This window comes from Sorangium sp. So ce176, assembly GCF_051519835.1.
GTDB lineage: Bacteria > Myxococcota_A > Polyangia > Polyangiales > Polyangiaceae > Sorangium > Sorangium cellulosum_G.
In genome coordinates, this window is record NZ_CP150371.1 from 1,352,017 (window position 1) to 1,375,040 (window position 23,024).

Annotated in this window: 18 protein-coding genes; 6 read left to right on the forward strand and 12 right to left on the reverse strand. The window is 71.4% G+C overall.

From position 1 onward, the window contains the following. Positions 1 to 4 precede the first annotated feature (4 nt). The 4 genes from WMF42_RS05010 to WMF42_RS05025 all read left to right on the forward strand — a co-directional run bounded on the left by WMF42_RS05010 (position 5) and on the right by WMF42_RS05025 (position 5,063). A complete protein-coding gene (locus WMF42_RS05010) occupies positions 5 to 982 on the forward strand; it encodes a YegS/Rv2252/BmrU family lipid kinase (RefSeq protein ID WP_437690529.1) in 978 nt (325 codons plus the stop codon). Positions 983 to 1,128: 146 nt separating this feature from the next. Then, on the forward strand, positions 1,129 to 1,749 hold the full coding sequence (locus tag WMF42_RS05015; protein WP_437690531.1) for a hypothetical protein: 621 nt from the start codon (positions 1,129 to 1,131) through the stop codon (positions 1,747 to 1,749). Positions 1,750 to 1,831: 82 nt separating this feature from the next. Next, positions 1,832 to 2,998, forward strand: a complete 1,167-nt coding sequence (locus tag WMF42_RS05020; RefSeq protein WP_437690533.1) for a formimidoylglutamate deiminase — start codon at positions 1,832 to 1,834, stop codon at positions 2,996 to 2,998. 154 nt (positions 2,999 to 3,152) lie between these two features. Beyond that, complete coding sequence (locus WMF42_RS05025) at positions 3,153 to 5,063, forward strand: sensor histidine kinase (protein ID WP_437690535.1); 1,911 nt, start codon at positions 3,153 to 3,155, stop codon at positions 5,061 to 5,063. 23 nt (positions 5,064 to 5,086) lie between these two features. Here the strand turns inward: WMF42_RS05025 and WMF42_RS05030 are convergent, their stop codons facing one another. The 12 genes from WMF42_RS05030 to WMF42_RS05085 all read right to left on the reverse strand — a co-directional run bounded on the left by WMF42_RS05030 (position 5,087) and on the right by WMF42_RS05085 (position 21,598). Beyond that, positions 5,087 to 6,559 carry a DUF1552 domain-containing protein gene (locus WMF42_RS05030; protein WP_437690537.1) on the reverse strand — a complete coding sequence of 491 codons (1,473 nt, stop codon included), beginning with the start codon at positions 6,557 to 6,559 and terminating at the stop codon, positions 5,087 to 5,089. A 4-nt stretch (positions 6,560 to 6,563) separates the two neighbouring features. Continuing rightward, positions 6,564 to 8,318: a DUF1592 domain-containing protein gene (locus WMF42_RS05035; protein ID WP_437690539.1), complete on the reverse strand. Its 1,755-nt coding sequence runs from the start codon at positions 8,316 to 8,318 to the stop codon at positions 6,564 to 6,566. Between the two features lie 411 nt (positions 8,319 to 8,729). Continuing rightward, complete coding sequence (locus WMF42_RS05040; protein ID WP_437690540.1) at positions 8,730 to 9,575, reverse strand: hypothetical protein; 846 nt, start codon at positions 9,573 to 9,575, stop codon at positions 8,730 to 8,732. Next, positions 9,572 to 11,104 carry a DUF5924 family protein gene (locus WMF42_RS05045; RefSeq protein ID WP_061607165.1) on the reverse strand — a complete coding sequence of 511 codons (1,533 nt, stop codon included), beginning with the start codon at positions 11,102 to 11,104 and terminating at the stop codon, positions 9,572 to 9,574. The genes WMF42_RS05040 and WMF42_RS05045 overlap by 4 nt, the downstream gene beginning before the upstream one ends. A 198-nt stretch (positions 11,105 to 11,302) precedes the next feature. Further along, positions 11,303 to 12,640, reverse strand: a complete 1,338-nt coding sequence (locus WMF42_RS05050; protein WP_437690542.1) for an extracellular catalytic domain type 1 short-chain-length polyhydroxyalkanoate depolymerase — start codon at positions 12,638 to 12,640, stop codon at positions 11,303 to 11,305. A gap of 242 nt (positions 12,641 to 12,882) precedes the next feature. Next, the gene (locus tag WMF42_RS05055) at positions 12,883 to 13,596 is read right to left on the reverse strand and encodes an alpha/beta hydrolase family esterase (protein WP_061607167.1); all 714 of its coding nucleotides are present in this window, start codon (positions 13,594 to 13,596) and stop codon (positions 12,883 to 12,885) included. Between the two features lie 413 nt (positions 13,597 to 14,009). Then, positions 14,010 to 15,062: a poly(ethylene terephthalate) hydrolase family protein gene (locus WMF42_RS05060; protein WP_437690544.1), complete on the reverse strand. Its 1,053-nt coding sequence runs from the start codon at positions 15,060 to 15,062 to the stop codon at positions 14,010 to 14,012. Positions 15,063 to 15,521: 459 nt separating this feature from the next. Continuing rightward, positions 15,522 to 16,547, reverse strand: a complete 1,026-nt coding sequence (locus WMF42_RS05065; protein WP_437690546.1) for an SMP-30/gluconolactonase/LRE family protein — start codon at positions 16,545 to 16,547, stop codon at positions 15,522 to 15,524. A gap of 191 nt (positions 16,548 to 16,738) precedes the next feature. Then, on the reverse strand, positions 16,739 to 18,403 hold the full coding sequence (locus WMF42_RS05070) for a DNRLRE domain-containing protein (protein ID WP_437690547.1): 1,665 nt from the start codon (positions 18,401 to 18,403) through the stop codon (positions 16,739 to 16,741). Positions 18,404 to 18,609: 206 nt separating this feature from the next. Continuing rightward, on the reverse strand, positions 18,610 to 19,242 hold the full coding sequence (locus tag WMF42_RS05075) for a hypothetical protein (RefSeq protein ID WP_061607194.1): 633 nt from the start codon (positions 19,240 to 19,242) through the stop codon (positions 18,610 to 18,612). A 539-nt stretch (positions 19,243 to 19,781) separates the two neighbouring features. After that, complete coding sequence (locus WMF42_RS05080) at positions 19,782 to 20,711, reverse strand: hypothetical protein (RefSeq protein WP_437690550.1); 930 nt, start codon at positions 20,709 to 20,711, stop codon at positions 19,782 to 19,784. Further along, complete coding sequence (locus tag WMF42_RS05085) at positions 20,684 to 21,598, reverse strand: DUF455 family protein (protein ID WP_437690552.1); 915 nt, start codon at positions 21,596 to 21,598, stop codon at positions 20,684 to 20,686. Before WMF42_RS05085 ends, WMF42_RS05080 begins: the two co-directional genes overlap by 28 nt. Positions 21,599 to 21,855: 257 nt before the next feature. Between WMF42_RS05085 and WMF42_RS05090 the strand changes: the two genes are divergently transcribed. Both WMF42_RS05090 and WMF42_RS05095 read left to right on the forward strand, forming a co-directional pair. Beyond that, positions 21,856 to 22,185: a DUF2325 domain-containing protein gene (locus tag WMF42_RS05090; RefSeq protein ID WP_061607173.1), complete on the forward strand. Its 330-nt coding sequence runs from the start codon at positions 21,856 to 21,858 to the stop codon at positions 22,183 to 22,185. Between the two features lie 481 nt (positions 22,186 to 22,666). After that, positions 22,667 to 23,020, forward strand: coding sequence for a DUF2325 domain-containing protein (locus WMF42_RS05095; protein ID WP_061607174.1), 354 nt, complete (start codon positions 22,667 to 22,669; stop codon positions 23,018 to 23,020). Positions 23,021 to 23,024: the final 4 nt, after the last annotated feature.

Here is a 23,024-nt window from a genome sequence, read left to right on the forward strand (position 1 = left end):
GGCGATGACGGAGCGGAGAGCGGCGCTGATCTTCAACCCTGCTGCTGGGCACGCAGGTGATGCCGTCGAGTCGCTCCCCGAGCGGCTCCGGCGCGATTTCGCGCTGACCGTCTACGAGACGAGCGAGGATCGCAGCGCCGCCGCGTGCGCCGAGGCCGCCCGCCTGGAGGGCGTCCCCCTGGTGATCGCGGCGGGCGGCGACGGGACGATCTCGAGCGTGGCGTCGGCGCTCCTCGGCACGGACACCTGCCTGGGCATCCTGCCGCTCGGCACGGCGAACTCGATCGCGCTCACGCTGGGAATTCCGGACGACCTGGAGGGGGCCATCGAGGTCCTCGTCCGCGGGGAGCCGACGCGCATCGACGCCGCCCGCGCGAACGGGAGGACCATGATCCTGCTGTCAGCGATCGGGCTGCACGCCGACACCGTGGGCGAGACCCCGCAGGACGCCAAGCAGCGCTGGGGCGTGCTCGCGTACATCACCACCGGGCTGAAGAAGCTGATGAGCCTCGAGCCGTTCCAGGTCGATATCGAGACGGAGGACCAGCGGATCCACTGCCGGGCGGTCGCGGTGACTGTCGCGAACATGGCGCCCGCGCGCACGGTGCTGGCCCAGGGGCCCTCGGCGCTCTCCCCCGAGGACGGGCGGCTCGACCTCACCATCGTGTCGGCCACCACGCTGGTCGAGGCGGTCGCGACCGGCCTGCACCTCTTGCGGACCGCGCTCGACGGCGAGCCGGCCGAGCGCGACAACATCGGGTTCCTCGCCGCCCGGCGTTTCCGCATCAGCACCGACCCGCCCCAGCACGTGCTCATCGACGGCGAGGACGTCGGGACCACGCCCCTCGTTGTCGAGTGCCTGCCGCGCGCCCTGACGGTCATGGCGTCGCGCCGCGAGGTCGTCCCCGCCCCGCCCCCCTCCGCGGAGGTCGAGGTGAAGCTCGAAGGCCTGCCCGAGCTCGAGGTCGAGCCGAAGGCGTGACGCTGCAGCGCGCGCCCGGCGCCGCGACGACAGCAGCATTGTGACGGCGAACACGAGGAGGAAGCGACAGCGTTCCTGCGTAGGGAAAGGTAGTTTCGCCGAGGGGGCGGAGCTCGACTTTCAATCCTTCAAGGGAGCTTGAGCGCATGCGATCGACGTTCTGGGCTGGTGTGGTGGGGGTGTGCCTGGCCTGCTGTCTCTCGGGCCTCGGCTGTGGCGATGGCGAGGCGGCGCCCGGGGACACGGCGGGCGGCGAAGGGGCCGGCGAGGCGTCGTGTTCGGGGCTTGACCCGTCGACCGTCGTCGGCGAGCTCACGCCGGAGGAGAGCGAGCAGGCGTGCGAGGGATACCGCAGGTGTAGCCTCGAGTCGGTCACCGTCGAGTTCGTGTGCCACATGATCGGCGTGATGGGCGCGAAGTTCGGGGACGACCCCGGGACGACCGACGCCGAGCTGCGGGTGAGGTGCGCCGAGCAGTACCAGAGCTGCATGGCCGACCCGAGCCAGGCAGAGGTGTTGATCGAGCAGACCATCGCGAGAGTCGAGGCGCGACCCTGCGTCCAGTCGACGCAGTGCACGGCCACGGTCGCGGAGCTCGAGGCGTGCTTCTCGGCGACGCGCGAGCGCTCGCGCAACGTGCTGCCCGGGTGCAGCGAGCTCACCCTGGCGTTCTACGAAGGGCCCGCGCCGGTCGACGACGCGACCGCGGCAGCGTGCGGCGCCATCACCCCGGACTGCTGGCAGCTCGCGATGCCGCCGGAAGAGTGACCGGCAGGGGGCGCGCCGCCGCGGCAACGCGGCCGGCGCCGCGCCTTCCGCCGGCCGCCCCGGCGTGGTAGGGCGAGCCGCGATGAGGCTGACGGCGGGCGCCATCGAGCTGCCGGCGCTGGCGAGCGCCCACTCCCATGCGTTCCAGCGCGGGATGCGCGGGGAGGCGCAGCGGCCGGGGCCGTCGGGGGCAGACGACTTCTGGTCGTGGCGGACTGCCATGTATGCGCTCGCGGAGTCGCTCACGCCGGAGTCCATTCACGCGATCTCGAAGGTGGCCTATCGCGAGCTCCGCGCCGCGGGCGTCCGCACGGTGGGCGAGTTCCATTATGTGCACCACCAGCCGGGCGGCGCGCCCTACGCGGACCGCACGGTCCTCGCGGACGCGGTGATCGAGGCGGCGCGCGCGGCGGGCCTCCGGATCGCGCTCCTCCGGGTCGTCTACGCGCGCGCGGGCGCGGGCCGGGAGCCCGAGGGGGCGCAGCGGCGGTTCTCGGACGCCTCGCTCGACGCGGCGCTCGCGGACGTCGAGGCGCTGCGGGCGCGCTACGCGGGCTGCGAGGACGTGCGCGTCGGCGTGGCGCCGCACAGCGTCCGCGCGGTGCCCCCGGCGTGGCTCGGCGAGATCGCGCTGTACGCCGCGGAGCGCGGGCTCATGGTGCACATGCACGTGGCCGAGCAGCCGGCCGAGATCGAGGCGTGCGTCGCCGAGACGGGCCGCCGCCCGGTGGAGCTCCTGGCCGAGCGCGGGGTCCTGAGCGAGCGCTTCGTCGCGGTGCACGCGACGCACCTCGCGCCGCACGAGCCGGCGCTCCTCGGCGCGGCGCGGGCGTTCGCGTGCCTGTGCCCAACGACCGAGCGCGACCTCGGCGACGGGCTGCCCGACGTGACGGCGCTGGCCGGGGCGGGCGTGCGGCTGTGCGTGGGCGTCGACAGCCATGTGATCACCGATCCGTTCGAGGACCTGCGCGGCGTCGAGCTGGGCGAGCGGCTGCGGACCGGCAAGCGCGTGACGCTGCGGCCGGAGGGCGGCGGCGCGACGCCGGCCGAGGCGCTGTGGGACATCGGCTCGCGGCGCGGGGCGGAGGCGTGCGGGTTCGCGGACGCGGGCGGCACGATCGCGATACGCCGCGATGCGCCGGCGCTCGCGCTCGTGCGGGAGGAGCGGCTGCTCGACGCGGTTGTCTACAGCGGGAGCCCGGCGATCGTGGACGACGGCGCCGCGCTTTCGGGCTCGCCCGCGCGTTGATCGAGGCGGCGCGGCGGTCCGTCGCGCGCCAGGGCGCCCGGGCCGGGCGGGCGAGCGTGCAAGGCGCTCACACATCACAATGGTGTGATTTGTGAGGTTCAGGCGTCTCGCCTGCGCCATGCATGGGAAACCAAGAAGAAACTGGCACGACTGGATGCCCCTGGCAGTGCTGCTGCCGGTCGGCCTTGTCTTGCTCTTGAGCCTTTATGAGATTCGGGCCGTCCACCGCAGGAACGTCGCGGCGGCTATCCAGGCCGTGCTCTCGACGACCCACAAAGGGCTCTTGACATGGGCGCGACAGACGAAGGCCACCACGGCGTTCTGGGCAAGCGAGCCGAGCATACGGCGAGCGATCGCCGCGCGGCTGGAGCGTCGCCGCGACGCCGATGCGCTCCGCGACTGTCCGCACCTGGAGGAGCTGCGGCGCGAGCTGAGCGAGATCGTTCGACAGAACGAATATCTCGGCTTCGACGTCATCGCGACGGACGGCACCCACATCGCCTCGGATCGCGGTGACTTCGTCGCCACCAGGACCCTGAGTGACAACGATCCGGGCACCCTCGCCGCGGCCATGCGCGGCTCGGTCGCCATCGGCGCGCCGTTCGCCATGAGATCTCCCGTCCTCGACGGCGGTGTCCCCACGCTCCTCGTCGCGGCGCCTGTGCGCGCTCCCGCGGGGGGAGGGGAGATCATCGCGGCGCTCGCGTTCCGCATCGATCCTGGAAAGGAGTTCTCGGCGACCATTCAACGTGGACAGGTCGGCACAGGAGGGGAGACCTACGCCTTCGACAGGCGCGGGCGTGTCGTCTCGGAGCTCAGGTTCTCTCAGAACTTGCGCGATCTGGGCCTCCTGGCCGCCGGCAAGCGCTCGACCCTCAACGTGGAGCTGCGCGACCCAGGGGGCGACCTGTCGTACGGTGTCCCGAGCCGCTTGCCCCGATCAGAGCAGCCGCTCACGCGGATGGCGACCAGCGCCATCGCGGGGAACGCCGGGGTCGATGTCGACGGTTACCGCGATTACCGCGGCGTGAAGGTCGCCGGCGCGTGGCTGTGGGATCCGGAGCTCGACCTCGGCCTCGCGACCGAGATCGACAGGAGCGAGGCCTTTGTCGTGTTCTATACGACGCGCCGCGTGGTCCTCTCTGCCTACGCCGCCACGCTGCTCATCACGATCTCCATGACGCTCCTCTTGCAGCGGCGCGCGAAGGACCTGGCCGCCGGCGTGGCGCGCGAGCAAGATCTGCGCACCGATCTCCAGGATCGTGTCCGTCGCCTGGAGGGCGCAGAGACGGCGCTCAAGGAGGCCGTCCGTATCCGCGAGGAGTTCCTGCGGTTCGCCTCGCACGAGCTGCGTACGCCGCTGACGAGCCTGCGGCTCCTGTACGAGCACATGGTGCGATCTCGCGCCCAGCCTGTCGTGCCGACGATGGGCCCAAAGGAGCTCGGCCGCTTCTTGAAGGTGTCGTCGCGCGAGCTTGCCCGGATCACGCAGGTCATCAACAACATGTTCGTCGTCGCGAGCTTCTCGAGCGGCCCGCCGGCGCTGAACCTGGAGAGGGCAGAGCTCACCGAGATCGTGCGCAGGACAGTCCGGCTGATGGCGGAGCAGATCGAGGCCGACGGGTGTTCCCTGGAGCTCCTGCTCGACCGGCCCGTGTTCGGCTACTGGGACCAGTCGCGCATCGAGCAGGTCATCACGAACCTGCTGTCGAACGCCTCGCGGCACGGGGCTGGGCAGCCGATCACGCTGTCGGTCAGCTCGCAGGCCAGCTTTGCGGTCATCTCCGTGCAAGACCGCGGGATGGGCATCACACCGGAGCAGCGCGAGAGGCTCTTCGAGCCCTTCCGATGGAAGCCGGACGCGCACGGCGGTCTCGGCGTCGGGCTTTACGTCTGCAGGATGATCGTCCTCGCGCACGACGGCGAGATCCTGGTCGAGAGCGGGGCCGGCGAGGGCACGACGTTCCGCGTCCAGCTGCCGCTGCCCCCGGACCTCGGGGGGGGCGACGTCGCTCCGGCGTCCGAGCCCGGAGGAGGACGGCCTGGCGCCCGTGAAACGGGATGAACCGCGCCGACAGGAGCCGTGTCTTACGGCAGCTCCGCCAGAGGGCCCTTCCGGTACGCCGTGTCGTTCCCGAAGTGCGCGTCTTCCTGGCCGAAGGCGCGCAGGATCGAGGTGTAGACGTTGTGCAAGGAGACGTCGGTCTCGTAATCGGACTGCGCCGGGTCCGCGCTCGCGCGCTTGTTGTAGTTGACGTGCCGGCCGCCCGGCCACCTGCCGCCTGCCTTGCCGGCGAGCAGGACGGGGACGTCGCGGGGCGAGTGTCCCCCGCCGCACCCGAACTCGCTCGTGAAGAGCACGACGCTGTTGTCCAGCATCGTGCCGTCGCCCTCGGGGGTGCTCTTCAGCCCGTCGAGCAGGCGCGCAAACATCTCCATGCGCCAGGCGCGGTTCGCGAGGATCGTCGCGCGCCAGTCCTCGAGCTTGCCCGGCTCCGCGCCGCTCGGACCGACGTCGAGGCCCGCGTGGCCGAGGCTGTGGCCGAGATCGGTGCTGTAGGGCTGAGGCAGCCACGTCGTCAGGACGTCGGCGATCTGGAAGGTGGCGACGTGCGTGAGGCCGCAGCGCAGCGCGTGCAGGAGGATGTCGACGAGGAGCGGAGCGGCCTCCTCGATCCCGCCCCCCGTGTAGGATCCGTATCCCTGGGACACGGGCGCGCCGCGGACGTCCGGCTTCGTGCACGCCGCCAGGTTGGCGACGCCGTCGAGCTTCTTCTCCAGGCTCCGGATGTGCTCGCCGTGCGCGTCGAGCAGGTGCCTGTCGGCCGCGCTCACGCGCCCCTTCAGCGCCGCGAGGTGCTCGCTCACGCCGTCGAGCACGCTCCTGCGCTGGGCGCGGAGGCGGAGCTGCTCGGGCGTCGGCCCCGAGGAGGACTCCGCGACGTCCTTGAAGAGCCGGTCGAAGGCGCTCGTCGGGTCCTTCTCGGTGGACACCTGCTCCCCCGCCGCGTTGTACAGCGGCTCTCCGTAGTTGTGCCCGTCGACCATCAGATCGATCGACGAGAAAGGCGTCGGGCTCTCGCTGGCCAGCCGCGCTGCGATCACCTGATCGATCGAGGGGCCGAGCGCCCTGGCGTCGTCGCCCCCCGAGGTCGTGTCGGCGCAGGTGAGCACTGTCGCGTTGGAGCAGCCGTGGTGACCGCCGTAGTCTCCCTGGACCAGCCCGGCGGCGTCGTCGACGCCGCGCAGCAGGGTGAGATCGCTCTTGAGGGCTTCGAGCGGGGCCATCTCCTCGCCGAGGGCCTGGAGCGCCTGGCCCTCGTCGCGTGGAGCCCAGAGGTCGAGCATGCTCCAGGCGCCCGGCTTCCACGGATCCCCCTTCGACCCTGAGTTGTGGCGAGACGTGATCGTGCCGCCGTGGCTGAAGAACACGATGAACCGCCTGGCCCTGCCGTCGGCGGCCCAGACGTCGCCGTGCGTCGCCTCGAGGAACGGGAGCGCGATGCACAGGCCGGTGGCGGTTCGGAGGAAGTTCCTTCGGCTGAAAGCGGCGCGGCTCATGGGGTCACTCCTCGGGTTGGCGCAGGTGCAAGAAGGCGTCGCTCGTCGTGAGGTCGAGGATGACGTCGCGCAGGCTGCCGCCGCTCTCGGGCGCCGGCGTGGCCGCCTCGATCGACGCGAGATCCTGATCGACGGGGACGCGGCGGAGCGCCGTCTGGAAGAGATGCTTGGTGAGGCACGCGCGCGCCGCGGCGCTCGCCGCGAGGGCCGCCGACATCTCGACGGCGCCGTCGACCTCCACGTCCTCGCCGTCTTGACCGACAGCAGGGAGGCGCCCGCGCGCGTCGATGTCGAGCGCGTACGGCGCGGCCTCGCCCCCGCCGGTCTCCTGCGACTGCCACCGCCCGAGCGCGTCGTACTGCTCGAACGCGAAGCCGATCGGGTTGATTGTCGCGTGGCAGCTCACGCAGTTGCCGCTCGACGTCTTGGCCTCGACATCCTGGCGGATCGTCCGCTGCACCAGCTCGCCGTTCTCCTCGACGACTCCGCCCTTGACCGGCACGTCGCTCGCGTTGGGGGGCGGCGGGCCGAGGGGACGACAGAGCACCTCCTCCAGGATGTACGCGCCGCGGCGGATCGGCGATTTGACCTCGATGCTGCCGAACACGCTCAGGAAGGCGGCCCGGGTGAAGATCCCCGCGCGCTGGTCGCCGGGGAGCGAGACCCAGGCGAACTCGCTGTCGCCCGCGGGGCCCTCGACCCCGTAGAGCGCGGCGAGGGGCCCGTTCACGTACGCGTCCGTCGTCGTGAGCAGCGTCTCGAAGCGGCCGTCGCCCTCGAAGAGCACGCGCTCGGCGAGCGCCTCGATCTCGGCGCGCATGGCGGCGCGCAGCGCGGGGGAATCCTCGGGGTAGATCTCCGGGCTCTTCGGCGCGCTCTCGAGCGACGCGTGCTTGTTCGTGCCGTCGAGCTCGAGCCATTCGGCGAAGAAGCGCCTCGCCGTGGCCCGGGCGCGGTCGTCCGAGAGGAGCCGCTCCGCCTGCGCGCGCACCCCCTCCGCCGTGTCGAGCGCGCCGGACTCCGCGGCGTCGAGCAGCGCGTCGTCCGGCGTCGTGTTCCAGAGGAAATACGACAGGCGCGCCGCCCGCTCCCAGCCCGTCAGCGGGCGAACGCCGGAGGCGAGCGCCTCGCCCCCGTCCCCGTCCCCGTCGCGGCCGAGCTCGACGAGGTAGTAGACGCCGGGCGACTGGATCATCGTCTTGAGCACGACGAGCAGGGCGTCCTCGAACGATTGCTCCTTCCGCGCCCGGGAAACCTGGCCCTTGAGCATCGCGACCTCGGCCTCGTCGAGCGTGTGCCGGAAGGCGCGACGCCCGAACGTCCGCACGAAGTCGTCCACGCACACCTCGTCATCAGGACCGCTCGTGTCGCACGGGAACACCGCTATCCCCCACGAGGGGCGCCGGGCGACGATCGCCTCCGCCGCGGCGTTGAGCTTGTCCACGGCGAGCAGCGAGATGACCTCTCCCGTGTCCGCGTCCAGGTCGAGATCGAGCGCCGGATCGCCGAACAGATCGCGCATCGAATTCGTGAACTGCTCCGGCGTCATCCGGCGCATCCCCGCCGGGGCGACGTCGACAAGGCCGCTCTCGCCCGACGGCCCTTCGCCGCCGCCGCCCGCGTGGCCGACGCAGCCCGCGGCCGAGCCGGACGCCGCGAGGGCCAGCGCGCCGACCCAGGCCGTCGCTCGCCGCCTCGACGCGGTGAAGAGATCGACTTTCTCGAGGAATTTCACGCCGATCGGCGCTGTCCGCTCCATGGCTTCAGTCCTCGCGCGGCCAAAGGAAGAGCAAGGTGGCCGTTTCCCATCACCAGCGGATCATCATGGCTTCCACCCTCGCGCGTTCACGGGGAGACAGGGAAGCCGCACCTCGCCAGCAGAGCAATGAAGCAAAGCAAAGCTTCGCTCCTTGTCAATCAGTTACATCTTGAGTGAGATGATCCATGAGCGCGATTCGCTCGTGCCGTGTGTCGCGCTCCTCGGGCCCGCCGAGGACCGGTATCGATGGATCGCGGAGGCGGCGCTCGTTTTCATCGTGGAACCGTGGTCGGCTCACCGGTGCGATACCAGCGCACAGGAGGCATGGGGCTCATGCATCCCGTGCATGTCGATCTCGTGGTGGAGCGGATCGAGCGGGCCGCGGCTGCCTCCTCGTCGGAGGGGCAGGGCTCACCCCACCGCGCCCGCGGCGAGCTGCGCCGCCCTCAGCACCGCCGCCACGACGGCCCCCACGTCCCACGCGCGCGCCAGCCACCACTGCACCTCGGCGCCGCTGCTCCACGGCGGGACCCACGCCGGCGGCTGCACCAGGTCGGCGACGGTGAGGACCCGCTCCCGCCGCTGCGCCTCGCGGTAGCCGCTGCCCCCGCCGCCGACGTGCTCCTCCGCGCGCACGTACGCGAACAGCCGCGCTCCGCGGCCCTCCGGGATCAGCGCCCCGGCCGCGCCGAGCGCCTCGGGCGCCGCCGGCAGCTCGACCTCGGCGCCGCCCTGCGCCAGGCGGAGCGCGCCGCCGCCCGCGCGCTCGACCCGCGCGCGCACCCAGCCGTCGGGGCGATCGCCGCGGAGCAGCGCGCGCAGCGGCGTCAGCTCGGGGCTCGGCCCAAGGCGGGGCGCGCGCTGGCCGCGGAACAGGCGTGCGGCGAGGATCCACAGCACGATCGGGAACAGCGACAGGAGCAGGTTCAGATCGAGCGCGCTCGCCACGCCCGCCGTCCCGTCGAGCACCGGGAACGCGAGCACGCCCGAGGCGGCGAAGGCGCCGACGGCGATCGTCGCGCCGAAGCCGCCGACGACGCCGAACGCGACGTTGCCGACAGCGATGACGCCGACGGCGACATTGCCGATCGCGATGAACCCGCGCGCGACGTTGCCGATCGCGATGAAGCCCGTGACGACGTTGCCGAACACGAGGAACCCGTTCGCCATGTTGCCGGCGTCGACCCAGCGCGCGCGCTCGACGTCGCGCGCGCGCGCCGGATCACCGCCCCGGAGCGCCTCTCGCGGTCGGCTCATTCCGTCACCTCGAACGCTGTGCGGCCGACGAGCTGGCCGTCCTGGGTCTCGACGTCCACCGTCCAGTGCCCGGCCAGCTTGCGCGGCAGGCGCCCGCCCACGAGCTGCGATTTGAGCCGCACCGCGCCCTCCGGGCCCGGCACCCGCAGCGTCTCCTCCGGCGCGCGGAGCACCTCGCGCCCCTCGTGCCGCCAGACGTGGAGCAGGCGGTCGCCGTCGCCGCCCGGCACCACCACGTCGGTGACCGCGCGGAGCTCCCGGATGACAGAAAAATGTAGCGATTTCACGGACATGGCGAGTCGGCCGTCCGGGAGTATGGAAGGCCCGACGGCCGCGGACGACAGGTGCATCGGCACCGGGGGGATGAGCTCCCGCGTCCCGTAGGCGAGGCCGACGCCGGCGGCGGCCGCGACGACGAGGAACACGACGCCCACGCGGCTCCAGAGGGCGCCGAACGGCAGGTGAAGCGTGCAGAAGCCGAGCACGGACACCAGGGCGGCGGAGAGCAGCGTGTAGAGCGTCCGGGTGTTGGGGAGCAGCGCGGGGATGACGAGGTTCAGGCACGCGAACAGCGTCACCCCGTAGAACACCGAGGCGAGCGTCTTCCAGCGCATGAGCACGCGGTCGAAGACGAGATCGAGCGTCGAGAGCACGGCGCAGGCGCCGAGCAGGAGGACGAACCAGCGGTTCGGGGCGTCGAGGCTGGCGCTCTTCCAGTAGAACGGCAGGAGGAAGAAGAGCATGCCCTGATAGAGGTTCTTCAGGACATACGTCATCACAAGGAAGCGCAGCCGGGCGCCGCGCCACGCGGTCGCGAAGTCCTGGCGGGCGCCGGTGCCGAAGAGCCGGAAGAAGAGGAGCACGAGCAGCCAGGCGACGCTGACCGAGATCGCGAGGAAGCGGGCGTGCTGGAACCCCTTCTGCGCGAAGGTCACAACGAAGGCGCCGAGGCTGAGCGCATAGGCGGTGTGCAGCCACCAGAGCTTCTTGTGGTGGCGCTTGAAGAAGGCGCGGGCGGCCGATTTGACGTCCTGCGGCCGGCCCTCCGCCTCCGCCGCCTCGGCGTCCAGGTCGGCGAAGGACGCCTTGGGCTCGGCCTTGACGGTCGGAGCGTCGTCTTCCTCGGCGGGGCGCGCCTGCCGCGCGGGCATCTTGAGCGTGCGGTCCTCGGGCTCGCCGGAGCGCGCCTGCCGCGCGGGCATCTTGAGCGTGCGGTCCTCGGATTCCGGGCCCGCGGCGCCGGTCCTCCGCGGCATGTGCAGGGTGACGTCGTCGATGGCGCTGCGCTCCCGGTCGCCGGGCGCCGCGGCGCCTCCGCGCGTCGCGCCAGGGGCGCGGGGCGGCGCAGCGCCCGGCTCGTCGCCCGGCACGTACATGATGGTCGGCGCCTCCCCGAAGGCGTCGGGCACGCGCGCCCTCTGCTGGACGGCGGTCGGGGCGCTGGAGGACGGCGGCGACGGCCGCGAGGGCGCGTTCGCGTGGGCCTCGGGGGCGGAGGCGTCAGGGGAGCGCGGCGCGGGCTGTTTCATGTCCGGGGCGCAGCGTACCCGACCGGCGGCCCGCCTTCGAGCGGCGGGCGACGGGGGGCGCCGGGCGGCCGCTGCGTCCCGCAGCCCGCCCTCGCCCGGGCGCCCGCCCAGGCCGGTCCGCAGAGGAGATGCCGGCTCGAACGTCGCCGCGGGGGGCAGGGCTCCAATCCGACAGCGGCCGCGGGTCTTCCGGTGCGCTCAGCGCGGGCGGCGCTTCGAGCGACCGAGGAGCAATCCCAGCGCCGCGAGGAGGAGCCCCGCCTGGGCGCCAGAGTCTCCCGCGTCGTTGCCCAGGGCGCAGCTGCAGCCGGAGCTCGAGCTCTCTCCGCTCGTCGAGCCGCCGGTTCCCGAGCTGGCGCCCTCTCCGTTCGCCCCCCCGGAGCCGGCGTCCATCGCGCCGCCGCTGCCCACGCTGCCGCCAGCGCCGCTTTCCATCACCCCGCCCGCGCCTCCGGTAGCGGCCGCGCCGCCCGCGCCTCCGGTTGTGGCTGCGCCGCCCGCGCCCCCGGTTCCGGCAGCGCCGCCTGCACCACCGGTGTCGTCACCACCGGGAACAGCGCCGGGACAAGCCGCCGTCTCTGGATCCTGAGCACTGGCCTTGTCGAGGCCGAAATAGGCGGCGACGGCGGGCCCGTCGAACGGCACGGCATGCCCGACGCCGTCCATCGAAAAGGCCTCGAAGACGGTGTAGCCGCAGGAGCTCTCCCAGAACTGGCGCGTGGTTCCGGCCTTCGGCGTGTCGGTCCCGCTCGGGGTCTCGCTCAAACCCAGGAGGTTCGTCCACTCTTTGACGTCTTCAGCCATGTTCTTGTAGCTGAGGATCGTGTCGGCGGTGCCATGCCAATGCTGAAGGCGCGGGCGATGGCCAGTATAACCGGGATAGTACGAACGAACGAGGTCTCCCCACTGTTGCCCGGTCTTGGTGACGTTGCCGCCCCCGCAGGGCCCGCTCCACTGGGCAGTGCTCCCCGTCCCGGTGACGTCGTTGTAGCCCTCGGCCCAGCAGCCACACGGAACGCCCATCAGCGACACGCCGGCCATGAACACGTCGGGGTACACACCCAGCAGCGCCTCGGTCATGATGCCGCCCGATGACCCGCCGACCGAGTACACGCGGCCCGCGTCGCCGTCGTACTTCGCGAGCGCGTATTTTACCATCTGGACGATGGCTCCCGTGTCGCCACCACCGCCGTGCTTGAGCGATCTCGTCGAACCGGCGTCCCAGCAGTTCTGCCCTGTGGCCTCCGGGAAGATCATGATGAAGCCACTGGTGTTCGCGATGGAAACCAGGCTCGACATCTCGCTGAACGTCCCCGGGCCAGTTCCCTGGCAATGATGGGGCGCGACGACGATGGGGGGCCTGGCCGCCAGCGTGTCAGGCACGTAGATGTACAAATTGACGTAGCTGGGGAGGCCGTCCACCCCCCATTCGCTCTGGTCGACTTTTTGCAGCGATGCCCCGCGCGCAGGCAGCGCAGCGAGCAGCGCCAACGAGACCGATGCGAACCCGAGGAGGTGACGTTGGAATTGGTCCATCGGGCAGAGATTCTACACCAGCGCCAACCTGGTACGCAATCGAGTACCGCTTTGCCTCGCGCGCATGGGGACGAGCCATCGGGGCGCGATGACCAGGTGTCCAGCTATCATGATAAAATCATCCATTCGGTGAAAGACGGGCCGAATGAGCTCGATGGCGTTGGAGCGCCTCTCACGATCTGCCGTCGCCCGGCGACCGAGCGGGCAAGCCGGGGCTGTGTCAGGCTCGACGGGAGACCGGACTAGAACTGGCTCAGGAACGTCCAGACTTCCTGGGGCATCCACGACATGTCCTGCCCGGCGTCGTTCGGCGACGGAGTATGACCGCCGTCGTAATCACACCAGCGGGTGGGATGACCCGCCGAGCAGCCCTCGTAGTCGGAGCAGGCGTGGCCACCTCTGGGCGCCTTGGCCAGGGGCTTCACGGTGCATCCATTTTGGCTGGCGAAGAAATCGCTGTTGGAGGTCTGCCCGGCTCCGCCGCTCTCCTGCTGACCGAGCGAAGACATGAAGGCGACCGGCTGACAGCTCGCGGGCCGGGCGACACCGCCGCCGGAGTGGACAACTGCGGCGCGGTAAACGTTCGGGCGCGCGCAGGCCAGCGTCCACGCCATGGCGCCGCCCTGGCTGAAGCCTTCGAGCTCGATGCGCGAGGTGTCGATGCAGAGATCGCCTGTGACCTGCTCGAGGATGTCGTCGACGAAGGTCACATCGTCGTCGGCTGACCAGAACCCGCCGACAGCGTCGGGCGCGATGAAGATGGTGCTCCCCGCGGAGAGCGACCAGAGCCCGAAGTACGAGGGAGCAACCTGGCTGCTGTCGCCCGTGGCCCCGTGGAAGGAGAGAATGAGCCGGTACGGGCGGCTGTTGTCGTAATCGTCAGGAACGCGCAGGGTGTACTTGCGGTTCTTCCCGCCGCTCATCACGGCGCCAGCGCCGTTCTGAAGCGTGCGCATCTTGCCACAGCCGGCGGACTTCGTCGCGTCACCTCCGTCTCCACCTCCGCTGCCGCCGGCCCCGGCTGTGCCGGCCCCGCCCGCGCCGCCCGTTCCGCCCGAGCCCGCTCCGCCCGAGCCCGCTCCGCCCGAGCCCGCCGTCGCTGTCGCTCCGCCGCTGCCGGCCGCATCGCCGGTGCTCGTCCCGCCGGGAGCAGCGCCACTGCCGGAGCCGCTCGCGGAGGTTTCACCGGCGGCCGGTCCGTCAGCGTGGCCGTTGTCGCTACAGCCGAGGCTGAGAGCGGCGCAGAGGCCCAAGCCGCCCCAGGACGGCCCCAGCCAGCGCGAGGGATGGTGAACGCAATCGTAGCCCACAGAGCCGACGCTGGACGACATGGGTGCTCTCCTCGGTTGACATTCGACGCGACGTGAGGTCATTCCCAGTTCTTGCGCTGGGGATTCACCCAGGGCGAGGTGCACATCACGCAATCATCACCGTAGAAGTAGTGCTTCCCGCCGGCGTCGTTGTAGATCCAGTAACGGAGCCAGGCCACGATCGCCGGCCGCTGGACGCCCCCCACGTCGCGCGTGATGTACCCGTGATCCGCGCCCATCACCGTCGCCAGGAACGTCTGGGTCTGGGACATGTCGTAGGTCTTTTGCTGCATGGGCAGCCCGATCGTGTCCTGCGTCCCGCTGGTCTGCAGCATGGGCCCGTGCAGGGCCGCTGTCGCGATGTGGCCGTGGATCGAGACGACGGTGGCCACGGCCTCATGACCGCCGAGCTCCACGGCGGCGGTACCGCCGACCGAGTAGCCCATGGAAACGGCGTGCTCCACGTCGATCTTGCCCTGGTAGACGCTGCCCGCCTCGCTGTTCTGCTCGATGATCCAGTCGAGCCCCGCCAGCATGGCCTCGCGATTGTTCGGGGCGTTGGGGCCGCCCGTGAGGAGATTGGCTCCGACCACCACGAAGCCGTGAGAGGCGAAGTTCGTCAGGAGATCCGTGTAGCTGGTCACCTGCGTATTGATCCCGGGGCCAAAGATGATCGGCGCGTGCAAGAAACCGTCTTCGCCCAGGCGTTCAGGCCTGAAGATCGTGTGGTTTCCGCTGGGCCCCGAGCTCCGCTCCACGGTCGTCGCGAACGGACCCTTGGCAGCGTAATCCGTGATCGGCGGGAGCGGCGAGCCACCGGCCCCGCCCGCTGCACCGCCGCCGTCACCTGCTCCGCCCGTGCCCGTGCCCGCGCCCGCCCCGCCCATTCCACCGTCGCCGACGTCGGCGCCGCCGCTGCCGCTGCCGCTGGCAGCGCCACCTGACCCAGCGGCCACGCTGGTCGACGCCCCGCTGGTGGCTGACACGCTCGAGCTGCCCGCGCCGGCGGCTTGCGCCGCGTCGCCGCTCCCTTCGCCGCACGCCAGCAGCGCGACGCTCGAGAGCAAGCAGAGGAAATTGAAGCGCCTGACGGCTTTCTTTTCGTTGTACACGAGGCCCCTCGGGTCACGTCAGGCCAGCGCGAAGCGCTCGCTTCAAGCCGACGATGACGAAGTTGGCAGACAGGTGGTTGCCAGACGTTCCGCCTCGGAGCGCGCCCTGATGTCATCCCAGGTCCGCCCCGACGGCTGCTCCATTCCCCCTGCGTGCGCCTCGTCTGGAGCCATGGCGCGACCGTCGAGGTGAACGCGCAGGAGGACGCAGGGCCCGCTGCGCATGACGGCCTATCCAGGGCAAGGCGAAAGTGTACCTGGAGCGCCAAATGTGAACGTTCACAGCGCCTGTGTCAACCGAAAACCGGCGAGCGGCGATCGTCGCGCGGCGCGAGGTCCGCGTCTGGCGGGGAACGGAGCTGGCGACCGCCCGAGAATGACGATGTCGAGCGTGCCGAGCTGCGCGATCTGCGTTGAAATCGGTCACCGGATCGCCGGCGCGACCTCGGATACCGAGAGCTACTCCACGGTGAGGAACGCGACGCTGCTGCCCAGGTCGGGGATGCAGAGGATGCGGCGCTCCGGATCGAAGCCGATGTCCGCGGCCGAGCCGAGGCCGTGATCCGCGGCCAGGTCGTACGCGAGCGCCCAGGCGCCGTCGGCCTCGACCCGGTAGATCTTGCCCGAGATCCACTCGGACACCCAGAGGGCGTCTCCGTCCTTCTCGACGCCGTCGAACTTGCCGGCGATGTCGCCGAGGCGCGTCACGGCCGTGCCCTCGATATCGATGGAGAGGACCGACCCGAGCTCGCCCTCCGCGCTGAGCTCTCCGGTGCCCACCAGGATGAGCGCTCCGCCGTCGACGAGGAGGCCGTTCGGGCCGGCGACTTCCTCGAACTCCAGGAAGACCTCGGCGCTCTCGGGGTCGCCGGCGTCGAACCGATAGACGACCTGCGCGAGCGAGTCGGAGGCGTAGACCTGACCCGTGGCCTCGTCGACGGCGACGTCGTTGACGAACTGGCTCCCTTCCATCGGGTACTCGGTGGCGGTGGCGTCCGAGAGGGAGATGCCGACGACCTTGTCGACGTCGGCCACGTAGAGGACACCGTCGAAGACCCGGATCCCCTTCGGATCGACGAGCCCCTCGAACCACGTCGCGTCGAGGACCGTCCCCTCCTCGTCGAGCCGGCTGATCCAGCCCGCCTCGCCCTCTCCCCCGATGTTCGACACGTACCAGACCCGGTCCTCCGGATCCCAGAAGCAGCTCTCCGGTGTGGAGAACCCGTCCACCTGCCGGAACGCGTAGGCCGGTCCGCCGCCGGCGCCACCGGCGCCGCCTTCGCCGCCCTCGCCGCCCTCGCCGCCCTCGCCGCCCGTGCCCGCGGAGGTGGTGGCCGCCTCGCCGCCCTCACCGCCCGAGCCCGTGGTCGCCCCGCTCGACGTCGTGCTTGTACCGGGATCGACGGCGTCGTCGTCCCCGCACGCTCCGAGCAGCGAGGTGAGGCAGAGGGCGGCAAGCGCGAGGTGATGTCGATGCAAGTTCATGATTTCCCTTACCTTTGTCGTTCCTTCGCGCCCGTACTTACAGGGGTTCGCGCGCCAGCGTCAACCGCGCAGCGCCTCCGCGAGCTTCGCGCGGGCGCCGCGGCGCTGCCCGCGCGCCGCGCGGGGCGGGGTAGGGAGGCAGGCCCTCCCCCAGGGGGCGGGCCTGCCGGCGCGGTCGGGCGCGCCTTGCCTTACTGGACCTGGATCGTGAACTCGTCCGCGAGGCGGCCGTCCACGTCCTTGAAGTACGCGGTCGCGCGCTTCGGGTCCCCGTTCACGTTGAAGCGGATGAACAGGGCGCCGTAGTCGGCGGTGCCCGACATCAACGTTCCGTTCTTCACCCACTTGTTGCTCGCGTAGTACGACGCCCACCACGTGTCGTCGTCGTGGTTCGCCGCCTCGTAGTCGCGGAGGCCCACGCCGCCGAGGCCCGACACGAACACGAAGCTCTGGTTCGGGGCGAGCTCCACGAGGTTGAAGGCGCCTGTCTTGCCATGGCCGGTCGACGCGTTGCCCACGTCGGTGAGGGTCAGCGTGCGCGAGTAGGAGTGCTCGTGCCCTGTCGCGACGATGGCGCCGGCGCTCATGCACTCCTGGTACGCGCTCCAGCCCACCTCGTTCGACTTCCCGCCGACCTGCATGTCGTGCTGGTTCTTGTGCCAGGCGCACACGGACCAGATCGAGCTGTCGTTGGCGAGCGAGTCGTGGATGAAGCTCACCTGATCGGACGCGTTGGCGGCGCAGGTCGAGCGGAGCTCGCTCGTCCCGATGCAGGACTGCACGATGAACAGCCCGCGGTAGTTGCACGTCGCCTTGACGCCGAGCTCGCCCGCGCAGTTCATGGCCGGCACGCGCGCGTGGCGGGCCTGGATGTAGCTGGCGTACCCGCTCGACCCGCCCCACGCCGCGGCGTCGTGGTTGCCGATGACGGCGAAGTAGGGGTAGTCGGCGCCGAGGATGTTGTTGATCCGGTTCTCCCAGGCGGACGGGTTGCTGGCGTAATCGAAGTCGCCGTTGTGGATGGTCGCGTCGGCGCCCTCGTCCTTGATGAGCTCGAGGACCGCGTCCGCGTTGCCGTTGTTGCCCTGGTCGCCGATGAAGGCGACGAGGAGCCCCGGGTCGGTCGAGCTGCCGGTGCCTGTCGACGCGCCGTAGGTGATCGTGAGCTTGGGCCGCTGCGCCGCCGTGGCGTGCTCCGACGAGGCGAAGTCGATGCCGTCGGTGTTGGAGGTGCTCGCGATGAGGACGCCGTTGTTCGACGTCCCGTCGACCCACGCCTGGACGAGCGCCACGCCGGCCGCGTTCAGCGTGATCGTCCTCGATCCGGCGCCGCCGGTGACGCTGCCCACGAGGCTGCCGCGGTCGGTCGCGCCCTTGGCGCCCGCGGTGGCCCACGCCGTCGAGCCGGTCGCGTTGTTCCAGGTGACAGCGGGCTCGCTCCACGAGCGCTTCACCTCGTGGAGGCTGTACGTGTTCGAGGAGCCGTCCGTGACCTGGAGGGTGATCGACGCCGACTGGACGGTGCTCCCCGCGGGGATGCCGGAGACCGTCCATTTCAGCAGACAGGACTTGTCGACGCCGGAGCCGTCGTCGCCGTCGGCCTCGCACGTGGTCGCCGCGCCGAAGTTCGTCGTCGCGGAGCCCTCCTTGATCGTCGCGTCGGTGGAGCCGGCGTACGACGAGCTCGGGAGCGAGCCCTGCTGGAAAGAGACGGTGGTCAGCGCCTGCCGCGCCTCCAGGACCTCCTCGATGTCGCCGTCCGCCGCGCAGGCGTTGACGACCGCGAGCGCCGGGAGCGCGGCGCAGAGGACGGCCTTCGACAGCCGGGACCAGCTCGCCATGAGCCGCTGGTGCAAGGGGGATTCAGCTCGCGCGCGCGATGTCTGCATGAATGCGTGCCTTCCTTCTTCTTGGGTTTCCCGTCGAGGTGAGCGTTGCGCGCGCAACGTAAGGGAAGAGCCGTTGAACAAGGTTCTACGTTTTCATGATGATTCTGTTGCTTTCCTGGGCTCCACGGGAGCGCCACGGGGCTGAGCCGCGCGGATCGCGGCGGCGTGCCGCGTCAGTAGAGATCTCCCGTGCACTGGACGGCGAAGCTCCCTGTCGGGTCCTGTGTGCACGTCGGCGCGCCGGAGCACCCGCCTTTGCCCGGGACGCGGGCCGCGGCGTTCACGCAGTCGCAGGACGGCTCCGCCAGGCAGGAGGACGGTATCTGCTTGCAGGTCCTCCGCGTCGGCATCCTGAAGAGCTCATTGTGCGGGTCTTCGACGATCTGGCAGTACGTGTCGGCCGAGCTGCAGAAGTAGCTGCCGCAGGCGGATGTCCCCGGCGGCGCGGCGCCGGCGCACTCCTCGCCGCCGCCGATGCTCACGCCGGCGCGCGCGGCCTCGCAGGCGTTCGGGTAGACCTGCCCATCGCAGGCGCAGACCGCCGTCGGCGTGGCCGTGTCGCACGACGTGGGGCGCTGCTGGCACACGCCGTAGTTCCCGGCGACGACGCCTCCCTCGCCGCAATCGGCCGGGGGGTAGACGCAGTACTGGTCCGGGCCGCACGTCGCGCCGCCGCACGACCCCGGCTCCGCGCTCGCGCCCTCCGGTCCGCACGCCCCGAGCAGCACGGCGAGGGCGGCGGCGGTCACGATCGCCGCGGCGCTGGGCCTTCCATCGATCGCGCGTGTCGTCGCCGGCAGGCTCATGTCCATTCCTCCTCTCAAGCGGCCATCGACCGAGCCCGGAGAGCGCATGCACGTGCGCGCGCTTGAAGCCGGCGCCGCGTCGCCTGGGGTCGGCCCTTGTTCAATGACGGGAGAATATTGAAGAAGAGAGAATTGAACCACAGAGGCACAGAGGGCACAGAGGAGAGAAGAGAAGGAGGAGGAGAAGAAGAAGAGACTCTGTGTCCTCTGTGTCCTCTGTGTCCTCTGTGTCCTCTGTGTCCTCTGTGTCCTCTGTGTCCTCTGTGTCCTCTGCGCCTCTGTGGCTTTCTTCTCTCCTGAGATCGGGGACGAACCTGGGCGACCCGGCGACTGGCGCGGTGAGCGGTCGCGTCTTGGTATAGCGAAACGGATGAAGACGACCGCCAGGGCGCCAGGAGAGCTCAGGAGTTCACTTCCTGGCGCTCATGGCGTCTCGGCGGCTTATCTCGTCCTCGTCGGAGCTCCGCTATACAGGAAGCGAGCGGCCTGGTGTGCAACAAGTCCGTGTCGGGACAGGGGCGAGGCCTCCGCGCTGCGTGTCAGTCGCGCTCCGGTCCATCGAGGTCGGGCCGCACGCTGCCCATGCCGATGGCCCACGCCATCGTGTAGCGCGCGTTGATCTCGCACCGCGGGTTCCAGCGCAGGGCGCCGCGCTCGTCCTCCCAGCGGAAGGCGTCGATACCGAAGGGGCCGAAGTAGCCCGCGCCGGCGAGCGCCTCCCCGGCCTCGAGCGCGGCCTCGACGAGCCGACGGCGCTCGCCGCCCTGGAGATCGCCGTCGCCGGCGAGCGCGACCCCCAGGTAGGCGCCGTTGTCGTCGCAGCGCTGCACGCACGGGGCGCCGAGGCGCACCGCGCCGCCGCGGGCGACGTGGCCGTGCAGCGAGAAGTCGCCGCGGCGCTCGACCCAGGGCTCGACCTGAAGGCCGCCGTCCGGGGAGGCGGGGGCGAGCGACGCCACGGCCCAGGGGCGCGCGTCGGGCGGCAGGGCGCCGCGGGCGACCCGGCGGCGGCCGCGCCCCGCGAACCCGAACGGGCGCTTGAGCAGCCAGTGGCCCGACGGCGTGGGCGCCGCGATCGCGGCCTCGAGATCGGGGAGCGTGGCGACGTGGCGCGCGCCGGGGAGCGTCTGGCCGAGATCCGCGCAGAACCTCCGGTGGTTGACGCGGCGGAGCACGTCGAGCGGCGGCGCCTCCGCCGGGGCGACGCCCGCGCCGCCGAGGAGGCGCCGGGCGCGGGGCGTGGGGCACCACGCGCGGCCGATGAGCGGGGTCCCGGAGGGCGCCGGCGGCACGAGCGGGGAGGGGAGGGCGGGGCTGACCACGACGTCGCCAGGGCGCAGCAGGGCGGCGACCCGGCCGGCGAGCTCGATGGCGCGGGCGGCGACCGCGGCGCGCGGGGTGTAGCCCGCGGGGCGCGCCAGCTCCTCGTCGGCGTCGAAGTTCAGGACCCAGGCGCTCGCTCGGTCCATGTGGCCAGCGCGTCGAGGAATGGCTCGGTGAGGCCCGTGCGGCTGCGGTCGCGGCGGTTCATCGGCTCGCCCCGCATGAGCAGCGGCGAGAGGGGCGCCGGGATGTGGCGGACCCAGGTCTCGAAGTCGATCGGCCCGGGCCGCGCAGCTTCACCCGGCCCCGGCGGCGCCCCTGTCGAAGGCCCGGCGCCCGCGCCCGCCTGCGTGAAGCGGCGGAACCAGCGGACGCCGAAGCGCACGTGCGGGATCTCCTCGGCGCAGACCCGCTCGGTGAGCGCGGCGCCCTCGTCGTCGCCGATGGCGCGGAAGCGCTCGGCGAAGCGCGCCGTGTGGTCGAGGTTGCCTCCCTCGAGGCCCATCCCCATCACGGCCACGAACTGCGCGGGCGATGCGGCGGCGGGCACCCGCGACCAGAACCAGTCGCGGACGGGGAAATCGCCGAAACCATGGCCGATCGCGGCGAGGTAGCGGGCGTAGAGCTGCATGTGGCGCACCTCGTCGAGGGCGATCCGGACGAGGCCGCCGCGGAAGGCGCGCGGCGTCTCCGGGAAGGCGAGCAGCGCCCACGCCATGAGCTCCGCGGCCTGGAGCTCGTGGTGCAGGAAGGCATGGAAGAGCTGCGCGCGGCGCGCGGGGTTGCGCAGCGCCTCGGGCCCGGGGCTCTTCTGGGCGCGCGCCGAGATGCGCAGCGCGGCGGGCCGGCCAGGCCGCTCGAGGCGGCGCGGCGGGGGCGGCGCGGCGTCCGACTCCCAGGCGGAAGGCACGGGCGGCGGAGCGAGCTTGTGCTCGAGGTCGGTCGAGAGGACGTAATCCCAGGCCCAGCGCTCGACGGTGCCCGGCGGAGGCGCGTCGCTGGGCGGTGCAGGCGGTGCAGAGAGAGACGTCATGGCGCGGCAGGGCAGGGCGGCGCGGCTCTCCTACCACAGCTCGGACGGGCCCGCGCGCGCTGGCGCGGCCAGCCCCCTACCGCCGCGCCGGGCCGGCGCTCGCCGGCGCCGACGAGCGCCCGCGGCCGCGCTGTCACGTTGACAAAGGCCTCCGCGTCGAGGCGACATTTTGCCGGGGAATAAACCAGAACATGGCGATTTGCGCGGGAGACGACAGGCCGAGGAGGGTGGCTTGCGGCTTGCTCTGAGGGGATCGCATGAAGGCGGAGCGGCGTTCCCAGGCGGTCGACAGGAAGGGCGAGGAGCAGACGGTGCTTGTCATCGGGGGCAGCGGGGGCATGTCCAGCCGCTACCGCGATGTGGTCGAGAAGCACGGCTTGTCGCTGCGCCACTACGAGAACCGCGTGCCGCCGGGCGCGCGCCGCGGCGTGGGGAGGATCGCGCTGGTCGTGATCATGGTGACGATGGTGTCGCACGCGCTGCGCGACCAGATGCAGAGCCTCACGGCGGAGGGCGCCCCCGTCGTGTACCTGCGCAGCGCCTCGGTCTCCGCGCTGCGGGCCGCCCTCGAGCAGCGGGCCGGCTGACGCCGGGTCAACCTTCCGCGACCGGGGAGGATCGCCCCGGCGCCGACAGACGACATCGGCCGCCAGCGTCCCCAGCCGGTTCCAGCGAACTCCTCTCCTCCCGCCTTCCTCCTGACCAGCACGAGCGCGCCTGTCCCGGGTCGCCCCCCCTCGCCGCCGCCGACCCGCCTTGCCCCCTGACGGCGCGCTCGCGTGCGCATCGCGATGACATGCTGACGCGCGGCGCGCGCTCGACGGACGCTCAGCCATCGAGCCGGCTGAATGCCTGTCCGGGGTCCGCGGGGCGCCGGAGCCTGCGCCGAGACGCGCGCCGTCGCGGCGCCCTCGCTCTCCATGTCACGGTGACAAGGACCCTCGCGCCTCGAGGACAAATTGCCCGAATCTGACCGGGAATAGCGCGCAAACTCGATGTTTGCGCGGGAGATCGCGCGCCGCGGAGCGTGGCTCGCGCCTTGCTCAAGCCCTGTTCGAGGGAGATCGCATGAAGGCGGAGCGTCGTTCTCAGGCGGCAGACAGGAAGCGCGACGAGCAGACGGTGCTTGTCATCGGGGGCAGCGGGGGCATGTCCAGCCGCTACCGCGATCTGGTCGAGCAGCACGGCTGGTCGCTGCGCCATTACGAGAACCGCGTGCCCCCGGGGGCGCGCCACGGCGCGGGGAAGGTCGCGCTCATCGTCATCATGGTGACGATGGTGTCGCACGCGCTGCGCGACCAGATGCAGAGCCTCGCGGCGGAGGGCGCGCCCGTCGTGTACCTGCGCAGCGCCTCGGTCTCGGCGCTGCGGGCCGCCCTCGAGCAGCGCGCCGCGCTCGCGCTCGAGCAGCGGGCAGCCTGAGCCG